We start from the raw sequence: 11,186 nt of genomic DNA, 5'->3' as shown, positions 1-11,186 counted from the left end.
CCATAGATTGGTCGTTCACCATGTCGTCCGTTCCTGACACCGCCGCCGCGAATCCAGCCACGAGTCCCGCGCCGGGACTGATCCCCGCCACCATCCTCACGGGCTTCCTCGGCTCGGGCAAGACGACGCTGCTCAAGCGCGTGCTGACCGAGGCGCACGGCCAGAAGATCGCCGTCATCGAGAACGAGTTCGGCGAGGAGAACATCGACAACGACATCCTCGTCAGCGAGACGCAGGAGCAGATCATCCAGCTCAGCAACGGCTGCGTCTGCTGCACCATCCGCGAGGACCTGCGCACCACGCTGGCCGACCTGGCCGCCAAGCGCCGCAAGGGCGAGCTGGACTTCGAGCGCGTGGTCATCGAGACCACCGGCCTGGCCGACCCCGGCCCGGTCGCGCAGACCTTCTTCATGGACGACGAGATCGCGGAGACCTTCCTGCTCGACTCGATCCTGACGCTGGTCGACGCCAAGCATGCGAACGATCAGCTCGACACCCGCCAGGAGGCGCGCCGCCAGGTCGGTTTCGCCGACCAGATCTTCCTGAGCAAGACGGACCTGGTCGACGCCGCCGCGGTGGACGCGCTGTCGCACCGCCTCAAGCACATGAACCCGCGCGCGCCGCAGTCCAAGGTGCACTTCGGCGAGGTGCCGATCAAGGACGTCTTCGACCTGCGCGGCTTCAACCTGAACGCCAAGCTGGAGATCGACCCCGACTTCCTGGCCGCCGACGAGCACGACCATGCGCACGAGCACGGTCATGACCATGGCCACGACCATGCCCACGATCATCACGACCACGAGCACGGCGAGCACTGCGACCATCCGCACCATCACCACCATGACGACGACGTGAAGTCCTTCGTCTTCCGCTCGGAGCGCCCGTTCAACCCGGCCAAGCTGGAGGACTTCCTGGGCGCGATCGTGCAGGTGTACGGTCCGAAGATGCTGCGCTACAAGGGCGTGCTGAACATGAAGGGCACCGACAAGAAGGTGATCTTCCAGGGCGTGCACCAGCTGATGGGGTCCGACCTCGGTCCGAAGTGGGTGCCCGAGGAGAAGAAGGTCAGCAAGATGGTGTTCATCGGCATCGATCTGCCGAAGGACATCCTGATGCAGGGGCTGGAAGGCTGCCTGGCTTAGTGCCACACTGACCGATGGTTCAGACCCATCGGCGGCGCGGCGGCGGAGGTGGCTACAATCCGCCGCGCCCGAACCAGGCCCCTGCGCCAGCGCGGGAAGCCCCGGCTTCTCATGTCGAGCAGGTATAAAGAGCCGCTAGGAGAGTGAACGTGAGCAAGACACCGGCCTCCAAGACCGCCGCGCCCAAGGCCGCCGCCAAGGTGGCCAAGGCTCCGGCGGCAGGCAAACCCGCCGACGCGGACGCGCCCGACAGCACGGTCTCTCTGCTGGACAGCCCTGTCCGGCCTTCGACCCCGACATCAACGAACCAGAACAGCCGCCCTGCCGTGAAGACCGATCCCAAACTCTCGTCTGCCTGGAAATCCAAGGCCGGTGCCGAACTGACCGACGCCGAAGTGCTGGCGATGCCGGACAGCGAGTACATGAACGACAAGCAAGTCGACTTCTTCCGCGCCAAGCTGACGCAGCTGAAGGAAGACATCCTGTCCAACGCCGGCGAGACGACCGAGCACCTGCGCGAGGACACCTCCATCGTCCCCGACCCGGCCGACCGCGCCACGATCGAGGAAGAGCACGCCCTGGAGCTGCGCACCCGCGACCGCGAGCGCAAGCTGCTGAAGAAGATCATGCAATCGCTGCAGCGCCTGGAAAGCGGCGAGTACGGCTACTGCGACGAGACCGGCGAGCCGATCGGCCTGGGTCGCCTGATCGCGCGCCCGACCGCCACGCTGTCGCTGGAAGCGCAGCAGCGCCGTGAGCTGAAACAGAAGATGTTCGGCGATTGAGCCGGACAGCGCGCAGAGCAAGGTCCGCCAGAGCATGACCGACCCCAAAGACGGCACCAAAGAAGGCGAGAGCTTCTTCCGCAAGGTGGCGCGCTTCGTCGCCAATCCGACGACCGACTGGGCGGAGATCAACTCCCGCCAGGACGATCCCGAGGCCGATGCCGCCAAGGCCGAGCTGCGGGCGATGGTGGAGCGCAAGCGGCGCAACGATTTCGTGCGCAAGCGCGAGCTCGACATGCTGCGCAAGATCCGCCGCGAGGGCCTGACGCCTGAACAGCTGGCCGCGCTTGGCGGCCACGCGACCTCCGGCATCGACGAACTGGGCCGCATCAGCGAGATCCAGGGCGCCCGCCGCGATGAAGCCAGCGTCAAGGCCAAGATCGACCAGATCGAGCAGCAGATGGTGGGCGAGGGTTTCGTCCCCACCCAGGTGCAGGGCCAGCACTCGCCCGGCTTCTTCGAGACCAGCACCAAACCGGTCAATTTCGCCGCGACGCAGCCGGCGGACCAGATCGGCGCGCGGGTGTCCGACCACGCCTCGCCGGCCGACATCGAGCGCCTGGACCTGTCGCCGGCGCCAGCCGCGGCCTCGATGGGCGGCGGCATGGCCCCGCAGTCGGCCGCCGCGCCCGCGCCGATCCCCGAGCTGAAGAAGGAGATCCCGACGCTGAGCTTCCGCGTCGCGGACCCGCAGGTCGAGGTCAGCGAGGTCGTCCACGACGCCGAGCTGGACGAAGCGGTGATCGCCTTCGCCAATGCCGACTACGAGCACTGCGAGCGCAGCCTGATCGACCTGACGCGCCCGGGCGGCGCGCGCCACGATCACGCCGAGACCTGGCTGGTGCTGTTCGACCTGTACCGGGCGACCGGCCAGCAGGGCAAGTTCGAGCAGCTGGCCAACGACTACGCGCAGCAGTTCGGGCTGTCCTCGCCGCAATGGTTCTCGCTGCCCAAGCTGGTGGCCGAGGCGGTGCAGCAGGAACGCGCCCCGCGCGGCCGCGCGAGCAGCGTCTCCTGGACAGCGCCGGAATACCTGGACACCGAGGCGGTGACGCAGATGCGCACCCGCTGCGAGAACCTGCCGATGCCTTGGGTGATCGACTGGGCGCCGCTGCGCCAGATCGACATCGAGGCCTGCGCCAAGCTGCGCGACCTGTTCCGCGCCTGGGCGCAGCAGGCGCTGGACCTGCGCTGGCTGTCGGGCGACCACTTCTTCAACGTGCTGCGGGAGCAGGCCCCGGTCGGCAGCCGGGACGCGGATCCCATCCTGTGGATGCTGCGCCTGGAAGCGCTGCGCCTGGCCAACCGCCCGGACCAGTTCGACGAAGTCGCGATCGACTACTGCGTCACCTACGAGGTGTCGCCGCCCAGCTGGGAGAAGGCGCTGTGCCACGTCCGCATCAGCGGCAATGCGCTGTCGACGAGCTCGCCCTCCTCGATCCAGCCGGCGGCGCCGGACACCGGCATCGCCTTCCTCGAATCGACGATGACCGACGCGGTCAACACCGCGGCGCTGATGGAGCTCTCCGGCCAGTTGAGCGGCGACATCAGCGAGACGCTGGCGCTGATGACCGAGCAGCTCGGCGCCGCGTCGCTGGTGACGATCGCCTGCCCGAAGCTGATCCGCCTGGACTTCATGGCCGCCGGCGACCTGCTGAACTGGGTGCTGGCGCGGCGCAGCGAGAACCGCGCGGTGCAATTCAGCGACGCGCACCGGCTGGTGGCTCTGTTCTTCGGCGCCATGGGCATCAACGAGCACGCCCGGGTCAAGGTGCGGCACGTCTGACGACCGCCGCGCGCCGGCTTCGACCTTCGCGACCACGGGGCCTCTGGCCCCGTTCTTCATCCGGATGTCCGATCATCGGCCTCGTCAACCGGCTTTCGCACAGGCGGGGCCGCTCCCTTTTCCTCACCTTGTGATTCCCGCGCGGGAACCCACGTGAGGCCTTCATGACGTTCAAGGCGTCCCCGCACGTCCGATCCACCATGTCCCAAGATTCCTCCTCCCCGCTTGCGCCGTACCACGGCACCACCATCGTCAGCGTGCGGCGCGGCAACCAGGTCGCGATCGGCGGCGACGGCCAGGTGACGCTGGGCTCGATCGTCGTGAAGTCGACGGCGCGCAAGGTGCGCAAGCTCTACAAGAACCAGGTGCTGGCCGGCTTCGCCGGCGCGACGGCCGATGCGTTCACGCTGTTCGAGCGCTTCGAGGCCAAGCTCGAGAAGCACCAGGGCCATCTGGTGCGCGCGGCGGTGGACCTGACCCGCGACTGGCGCACCGACCGCGTGCTGCGCCGCCTGGAGGCGATGCTGGCGGTGGCCGACCGCACGGCGTCGCTGATCATCACCGGCAACGGCGACGTGCTGGAGCCCGAGCAGGGCATCGTCGCCATCGGCAGCGGCGGCGCCTATGCGCAGGCGGCGGCGAAGGCGCTGCTCAACCACAGCGAGCTGAGCGCGGTGGACATCGTCAAGCAGTCGCTGGTGATCGCCGGCGAGATCTGCATCTACACCAACGGCAACCACACGATCGAGACGCTGGACTGACCGGCGCCGGAGCACACGAATGAGCAGCAGCATGACCCCGCAGGAGATCGTCTCCGAACTCGACCGGCACATCGTCGGCCAGGCCGATGCCAAGCGCGCCGTCGCGATCGCGTTGCGCAACCGCTGGCGGCGCCAGCAGGTCGACGAGAAGCTGCGTGGCGAGATCACGCCGAAGAACATCCTCATGATCGGCCCCACCGGCGTGGGCAAGACCGAGATCGCGCGCCGCCTGGCCAAGCTGGCCGACGCGCCCTTCATCAAGGTCGAGGCGACCAAGTTCACCGAGGTGGGCTACGTCGGCAAGGACGTGGACAGCATCGTGCGCGACCTGGTCGACATCGCCGTCAAGCAGGAGCGCGAGCGCCAGATGCGCTTCCAGCGCGCGCGGGCCGAGGATGCGGCCGAGGAGCGCATCCTCGACGCGCTGGTGCCGCCGCCGCGCTCGTCGACCGGCTTCGCGCCGGCGGCGGACAGCGCCGGCGGCGACAACACCGCCCGGCAGGTGATGCGCAAGCGGCTGCGCGAGGGCTCGATGGACGACAAGGAGATCGAGATCGAGCTGGCCGAGGCGCGGCCGTCGATGGAGATCGTCGGCCCGCAGGGCATGGAAGAGATGGCGGAGCAGCTCAAGGGGCTGTTCTCGCAGATGGGCCAGGAGCGCCGCAAGGCGCGCAAGCTCAAGATCGCCGAGGCGATGAAGCTGCTGGTCGAGGAAGAAGCCGCCAAGCTGGTCAACGAGGACGAGATCAAGACCGCGGCGCTGGCGCATGCGCAGGACAACGGCATCGTCTTCATCGACGAGATCGACAAGGTGGCGACCCGTGCCGAGCACAGCGGGGGTGCGGACGTGTCGCGCCAGGGCGTGCAGCGCGACCTGCTGCCGCTGGTGGAGGGCACGACGGTCAACACCAAGTACGGGATGGTGAAGACCGACCACATCCTGTTCATCGCCTCGGGCGCCTTCCACCTGAGCAAGCCCAGCGACCTGATTCCCGAGCTGCAGGGCCGCTTCCCGATCCGGGTGGAGCTGAAGTCGCTGTCGGTGGAGGACTTCGAGGCCATCCTGTCGAGCACGCATGCGAGCCTGGTCAAGCAGTACCAGGCGCTGCTGGCGACGGAAGGCCTGACGCTGGAGCTGAGCGCGGACGGCATCCGCCGCCTGGCGCAGATCGCGTTCGAGGTCAACGAGCGCACCGAGAACATCGGCGCGCGACGCCTGGCGACGGTGCTGGAGCGACTGCTCGATGACATCAGCTTCGACGCGCACAAGCACGCCGGCCAGACCGTCACGATCGCCGGCGCACAGGTCGACGAGAAGCTCGGCGCGCTGGCGCAGAACGAGGACCTGAGCCGGTTCATCCTGTAAGGGCGACACGGCTTCGGCCTGGGACGATCACGCGGAGAGGCAACCGCCATTCGGCGGCCTCTGCCGTGCACCGCACGGCAACCTCACCCTGCGCTCACATCCGGCTCATCCTGAGCACCGCGCCGATGGCGAAACTGGCCGCTTTCCACCAGGAAAGGAACCCGTCCGCCATGAATCGCCTGCTCATTTCCGTCCTCCTGGGTCTGCTGGTCTGGAACGTCTCGACGGCCCTGCTCATCGACCTTTACGTCCCCTCCCCCTGCGACGCCAGCGGCCGCTGCGACGGCGACATGATCTTCACCCTCAAGGTGGTCGGCCTGTGGCTGGGCATGTTCTGGGTAAGTTCCGTCGGCGTGCTGCTCTACAACGTCGCGCGATGGCAGCGCGACTGGCGCCTGCATCACCAGGGTGCCCGATGACCGGCGAGCGCCGGCCCCGTCCCCGTCGAAATCCGCCGCCCTGGATCGTCGTCTCCACGGAGCCATCCCGCTTCAAGGAAACACACCATGACCGATGACCCGATCCATGCCTTCCTGGGCGACTACGCGGCCGCCGTCCTCGAGCGCGACCTGGCGCGCTTCCTGGACCTCTACGCGCAGGACGTCCAGGTCTTCGACAGCTGGGACCGCTGGCACTACGCCGGCCGCGAGGACTGGGGCGGCATGATCGCCGCCTGGTTCGACGGCATCCGCGACGTGCGTGTGCGGGTCACCGCGACGGAGGTGACGACCTGGTGCGACACCCAGGTCGCCGGCGGCGTGGCGACGCTGGCGTTCACCGCGCTCGATGCCGGCGGCGAGGCGCTGCGCGCGATCGAAAACCGGCTGACCGTGCTGATGCGACGCGAGCAGGATCGATGGCGCGTCGTCCACCAGCACAGCTCCGTGCCCGTCGACTTCCAGGGCCGCCAGGTCGTCGCGCGATAAGCTCGCGTTCCCGTCGCCCCTCATCGCAGCGCCCATGCCGAGCACCCTCATCGAAATCCGCCGTGCCTGTTCCCCCGAGCAGGAAACCCAGTTGATCGAAGCGGTGCAGGCCGCGCTGGTCGAGGGCTTCAAGATCCCGGCGGAGGACCGCTGCGTACGCCTGATCGCGTATGAGCCGCATCGCTTCATCCATCCGCCGCGGCTCTCGCGGCCCGAGTGCTACACGCTGGTCACGGTGACGGCCTTCTCCGGCCGCACGATCGAGGCCAAGCGCCGCCTCTATCGCGCGATCGTCGACCGCCTCGGCGCGCTCGACGTCCCCGCCGACCACGTCAAGATCATCCTCAACGAGGTGGAGCGCGAGAACTGGGGCCTGCGCGGCGGCCAGCCGGGCTCGGAGATCGACCTCGGGTTCAAGGTCGACGTGTAAACGCGTCGGGCGCGGTCGACGCGCCCCAGCGCCGGACCGTGCCGTCTACAGCGCCAGGCGATGAGCCTGCAACGCCAGCAGCCCGTCGAAGATCAGCGAGTCGATCAACTCGTGCGGAATGTCCAACGCAGGCGAGACCTTCCAGCCCGCGCCACCGGTCATCAAGGTGACCGGCTCCTGCCCGCAGCGCTTGACGATGTGACGATGCATGCGCTCGATGGCGCCGGTGATCGCGTAGTTGCCGCCGCTGGTGAGCGCATCCGAGGTGTTGGTGGGGAACTCGCGCACCTCGCCGGTCGGCACGCGCAGGCCGGCGGTGCCGCCTTCCAGCGAGCGCAGCATGATCCCGTGCCCGGGCAGGATCAGCCCGCCCAGGAATCGACCGTCGGCGTCGAGCGCGTCCACGGTCACCGCGGTGCCCACCATCACGACCAGCGCGGGTCGCGGCGTCTGCCCGCGCATGCGCGCCAGCACGTGGTGCCGCGCGCCGATCAGCGCGACGAAGCGATCCGCACCCAGGCGGCCCGGGTGGTCATAGCCGTTGATCACGCCGCCCGCCTGCGCCGACGAGGCCACCCAGCGCGCTTCGATGTCCCACAGCTCCATCTGCTCCTCGACGCGGTGCCGCATCGCGTCGCCAGCCACGTTGCTGCCGAGCATGCTGCCCGGCGTCGCCGGCAGCCGGGCCCAGTCGTGCTCGGCCAGCTTCTCGATGTTCTCCAGGAACTGCGCACCGTGCGCCAGCATCGGGCTGCCCGGCTGGGGGCTCGCGTAGAGCGCCCACTTGAGGCGTGTGTTGCCGATGTCGATGGCCAGGAAGCTCATGGGCGTGGCGGGACCTTCTGTGGAGTTCTGCGGGATCGGGCGGCCGGCGCGGATCAGGGCGGCAGGTTAGCAGTGTTTGTCCTCAAGCCGGTGCCCCCTTCGGCCGATTTAGGATGGGATGCAGGTCGACTGCACCATCCCGGGGCAGCCCCCGACCCAACACAAGGCGCCAGACCGATGAAGTTCTCGATCGCCACGCGACTCTGGATTCCCGTTGCCGTCATGTCCGTCATGACGGTGGTGATGTCGCTGGGGGCGGCCTCGCGCACCCGCAGCCTGCTCGAGGTCGCGCAGGCGACCCAGGAGAAACAGCAACAACGCTTCGAGCTGGCGCTGCGCTGGCGCGGCCTCACCGAGGCCAACGCGAGCCGCGTGCAGGCCGGGCTGGCGGCCAACGACAACGCGGTCGCCGATGCGATGAAGGGCGACATCGCCAAGACCACCGAGACGATCAACGAGATCCAGAAGCAGCTCGAGGCCCTGGCCGAGGGCGACGACGACAAGGCCGCGATGGCGCGGATCGCCGAACGGCGCCAGGCCTACATCGCCACCCGCAACGAGGCGAACAAGCTCAAGGCCGGCGGCGATGTGAACGGCGCGCACCAGGCGCTGCAGCAGAAGGTCGTGCCCGCCATCGAGCAGTACCTGGTCGCGCAGCAGGACTTCGTCACGCTGCAGCAGCAGCGCTCGGCGGCGCTGCGAGAGGCCGCGGGGGCCGAGCGCATGCGCACCGTGTGGGGCGTGGCGGCGCTGATGACGCTGATCGTTGGCCTGCTGGCCCTGGCCACCGCCTACTTCGTGCGCACGATCTCGGCGCCGCTGAAGTCGCTGATGGCCGAGGCCGAGCGCATCGGCGAGGGCGACCTGTTCCATGTCGACCGCGACTACAGCCGCGACGAGATCGGCGACGTGCAGCGCGCGCTGGCGGCGATGAAGAGCTCGCTGCGCAAGGTGATCCGCGAGGTGCGGGCCAGCGCCGACGGCATGCAGACGGCGAGCCAGGAGATCGCCAGCGGCAACCAGGACCTGAGCCACCGCACCGAGCAGACAGCCTCCAACCTGCAGCATGCGGCGTCCTCGCTGGCGCAGCTGACCGGCACGGTGCAGCAGAGCGCCGACAGCGCGCGCACCGCCAACCAGCTGGCCGGCAGCGCGGCCGAGGTGGCCGAGCGCGGCGGCACGGTGGTCGGCGAGGTGGTGGGCACGATGGCGCAGATCGATGCCTCGGCCAAGAAGATCAACGACATCATCGGCACCATCGACGGCATCGCCTTCCAGACCAACATCCTGGCGCTGAACGCCGCGGTGGAAGCGGCGCGCGCCGGCGAGCACGGCAAGGGTTTCGCGGTGGTGGCGTCGGAGGTCCGGGCGCTGGCGCAGCGCAGCGCAGGCGCGGCGCGCGAGATCAAGGCGCTGATCGGCGACAGCGTGGCCAAGGTCGAGGCCGGCTCGCAACTGGTGCGCGATGCCGGCGCCACGATGACGGAGATCGTCGCCAGCGTGCAGCGGGTGTCGGACATCATCGGCGAGATCAGCGCGAGCACCGTCGAGCAGAGCCAGGGCATCGGCAATGTCAACGGCTCGGTGGCGCAGCTGGACCAGATGACGCAGCAGAATGCCGCCCTGGTCGAGGAGTCCGCCGCCGCGGCCGAGTCGCTCAGCGACCAGGCGCGCAAACTCACGGCGCTGGTCGGGCACTTCAAGGTCAGCGACCCCAAGCCGGGGTCGGTCGACGCGGTGGGCGTGACGCCGCCACCAGCACCGGCGCGGACATCAGCGCCGACGCCGAAGCCAGCAGTCGCCGCCTCGATGGCGAAGCCGACGACCACGCGGCCGGCGGCAGCCAAGCCCGCGGCCGCGCGCCCCTCGCCGCCCAAGGCGCCTGCCGCCTCGGTCGCCAAGGCAAGACCCGCCCCCGCGGCGCCGTCCACGCCCAAGCAGGCGCCGGCAGCAGCCCCCAGCCCCAGCGCCACGTCCGCGCCCGGCGACGACTGGGAGACGTTCTGATCCGCCCCTGGCAGGTCTCCGCCGGCGGCATCGCCGGCCTGATCCTGAGCATCGGCCTGGCGCGCTTCGCCTACACGCCGCTGCTGCCGCTGATGCAGCAGCAGGCCGGCCTGAGCGACGCGATGGGCGGCACGCTCGCGGCCGTCAACTACGCCGGCTACATGAGCGGCGCGGTGATCGCCGCGCTGATCGACGACCCGCGCTGGCGCTCGCGGCTCTACCTCTGGGGCATGGTGCTGGGCCTGCTCGCCACCGCGCTGATGCCGCTCGCGCCCAGCCTGCCGCTGTGGGCGCTGTCGCGCTACCTCGGCGGGCTCAGTGGCGCCGCCGGCATGCTGCTCGGCTCCGGCCTCGTGCTCGGCTTCCTCATGCGCGCCGGCAAGCGGCCGGAACTCGGCGTCCACTTCCTCGGGCTTGGCCTGGGCATCGTCGTCTCCGCCCTCGGCGCGATGGCGATGGACCGCCTCGCGCTCGACTGGGCCGGCCACTGGTGGGGCTTCGTCGTCGTCGGCCTGCCGCTGCTCGCGCTGACGGCATGGTGGCGCCCGCCGGTGCCGCCGCCCGTCGCCGCGACGAGCACCGCCGCCGCCCCCGATCCACGATGGATGCGCTGGATGATCGCCGGCTACTTCTGCGCCGGCTGGGGCTTTGTCATCAGCGCCACCTTCACCGTCGCGATCGTCGAGCGCCAACCGCTGCTGCACGGCCAGGGCCCCTGGGCCTGGCTGCTGGTGGGCCTGGCGGCCACGCCGGCCGTGTTCCTGTGGGACCGCGTCGCGCGCCGCCTCGGCGATCTCAACGCGCTGCTCGCCGCCTTCGCACTGCAGATCGTCTCCGTCGTGCTGCCGGCGCTCTCCGGCAGCCTGGCCGCCGCGTTGATCGGCGCGCTGCTCTACGGCGCGACCTTCATCGGCCTGGTCAGCCTTACGCTCGCGCTCGTCGGCCGGCGGTCGCCCGGCAATCCGGGCAAGGCGATGGCGCGCCTCACGCTCAGCTATGGCGTCGCGCAGGTCACGGCGCCCGCGCTCGCCGGCGCGATGGCGCAGGCCAGCGGCAGCTACCTCGCCTCGCTCTGGCTGACCGCGGCGGTGCTCACCGTCGGCATGGGGATCATGGGACGCCTGCGCGCGCTGGAGCGGCGCAGCCCCGCCTGACGCG

General features: G+C 69.5%; 11 protein-coding genes. 10 read left to right on the top strand and 1 reads right to left on the bottom strand.

Annotated elements, in window-relative coordinates; all coding sequences use genetic code 11:
* Positions 1 to 20 precede the first annotated feature (20 nt).
* From BM393_RS00300 to BM393_RS00265, 8 genes are all read left to right on the top strand, one after another.
* On the top strand, positions 21 to 1,142 hold the full coding sequence (locus BM393_RS00300; protein WP_091719893.1) for a GTP-binding protein: 1,122 nt from the start codon (positions 21 to 23) through the stop codon (positions 1,140 to 1,142).
* Positions 1,143 to 1,291: 149 nt separating this feature from the next.
* Positions 1,292 to 1,927, top strand: coding sequence for an RNA polymerase-binding protein DksA (dksA, locus tag BM393_RS00295; protein WP_175538132.1), 636 nt, complete (start codon positions 1,292 to 1,294; stop codon positions 1,925 to 1,927).
* 34 nt (positions 1,928 to 1,961) lie between these two features.
* The gene (locus BM393_RS00290; protein WP_091719889.1) at positions 1,962 to 3,713 is read left to right on the top strand and encodes a hypothetical protein; all 1,752 of its coding nucleotides are present in this window, start codon (positions 1,962 to 1,964) and stop codon (positions 3,711 to 3,713) included.
* 200 nt (positions 3,714 to 3,913) lie between these two features.
* Entirely contained in the window at positions 3,914 to 4,474 is a 561-nt protein-coding gene (gene hslV / locus BM393_RS00285) for an ATP-dependent protease subunit HslV (protein ID WP_091719884.1), read from the top strand.
* 19 nt (positions 4,475 to 4,493) lie between these two features.
* A complete protein-coding gene (gene hslU, locus BM393_RS00280) occupies positions 4,494 to 5,840 on the top strand; it encodes an ATP-dependent protease ATPase subunit HslU (protein WP_091719880.1) in 1,347 nt (448 codons plus the stop codon).
* A gap of 170 nt (positions 5,841 to 6,010) precedes the next feature.
* Complete coding sequence (locus tag BM393_RS00275; protein ID WP_091719876.1) at positions 6,011 to 6,259, top strand: hypothetical protein; 249 nt, start codon at positions 6,011 to 6,013, stop codon at positions 6,257 to 6,259.
* A gap of 87 nt (positions 6,260 to 6,346) precedes the next feature.
* A complete protein-coding gene (locus tag BM393_RS00270) occupies positions 6,347 to 6,766 on the top strand; it encodes a nuclear transport factor 2 family protein (RefSeq protein ID WP_091719871.1) in 420 nt (139 codons plus the stop codon).
* Positions 6,767 to 6,800: 34 nt separating this feature from the next.
* Complete coding sequence (locus BM393_RS00265; protein ID WP_091719868.1) at positions 6,801 to 7,196, top strand: tautomerase family protein; 396 nt, start codon at positions 6,801 to 6,803, stop codon at positions 7,194 to 7,196.
* A gap of 45 nt (positions 7,197 to 7,241) precedes the next feature.
* Here BM393_RS00265 and BM393_RS00260 read toward each other — a convergent pair whose 3' ends face one another.
* The gene (locus tag BM393_RS00260) at positions 7,242 to 8,021 is read right to left on the bottom strand and encodes a type III pantothenate kinase (protein ID WP_091719865.1); all 780 of its coding nucleotides are present in this window, start codon (positions 8,019 to 8,021) and stop codon (positions 7,242 to 7,244) included.
* 177 nt (positions 8,022 to 8,198) lie between these two features.
* Here BM393_RS00260 and BM393_RS25915 point away from each other — a divergent pair, with 177 nt between their 5' ends.
* Together BM393_RS25915 and BM393_RS25910 are read left to right on the top strand one after the other, a co-directional pair.
* Positions 8,199 to 10,028, top strand: a complete 1,830-nt coding sequence (locus tag BM393_RS25915; protein WP_091719861.1) for a methyl-accepting chemotaxis protein — start codon at positions 8,199 to 8,201, stop codon at positions 10,026 to 10,028.
* Positions 10,013 to 11,182, top strand: coding sequence for a YbfB/YjiJ family MFS transporter (locus tag BM393_RS25910; RefSeq protein ID WP_091724883.1), 1,170 nt, complete (start codon positions 10,013 to 10,015; stop codon positions 11,180 to 11,182). The genes BM393_RS25915 and BM393_RS25910 overlap by 16 nt, the downstream gene beginning before the upstream one ends.
* The last annotated feature ends 4 nt before the right edge of the window (positions 11,183 to 11,186 follow it).

This window comes from Mitsuaria sp. PDC51, from assembly GCF_900113225.1.
Lineage (GTDB): Bacteria > Pseudomonadota > Gammaproteobacteria > Burkholderiales > Burkholderiaceae_C > Roseateles.
This window is presented reverse-complemented; position numbering and strand designations above follow the sequence as displayed.

Coding starts and splice junctions, on each gene's coding strand:
- hslV (WP_091719884.1), top strand. CDS start 3,914: ATGTCCCAAGATTCCTCCTCCCCGCTTGCGCCGTACCACGGCACCACC.
- hslU (WP_091719880.1), top strand. CDS start 4,494: ATGAGCAGCAGCATGACCCCGCAGGAGATCGTCTCCGAACTCGACCGG.
- BM393_RS25915 (WP_091719861.1), top strand. CDS start 8,199: ATGAAGTTCTCGATCGCCACGCGACTCTGGATTCCCGTTGCCGTCATG.
- BM393_RS00265 (WP_091719868.1), top strand. CDS start 6,801: ATGCCGAGCACCCTCATCGAAATCCGCCGTGCCTGTTCCCCCGAGCAG.
- BM393_RS00290 (WP_091719889.1), top strand. CDS start 1,962: ATGACCGACCCCAAAGACGGCACCAAAGAAGGCGAGAGCTTCTTCCGC.
- BM393_RS00275 (WP_091719876.1), top strand. CDS start 6,011: ATGAATCGCCTGCTCATTTCCGTCCTCCTGGGTCTGCTGGTCTGGAAC.
- BM393_RS00260 (WP_091719865.1), bottom strand. CDS start 8,021: ATGAGCTTCCTGGCCATCGACATCGGCAACACACGCCTCAAGTGGGCG.
- BM393_RS00270 (WP_091719871.1), top strand. CDS start 6,347: ATGACCGATGACCCGATCCATGCCTTCCTGGGCGACTACGCGGCCGCC.
- BM393_RS00300 (WP_091719893.1), top strand. CDS start 21: ATGTCGTCCGTTCCTGACACCGCCGCCGCGAATCCAGCCACGAGTCCC.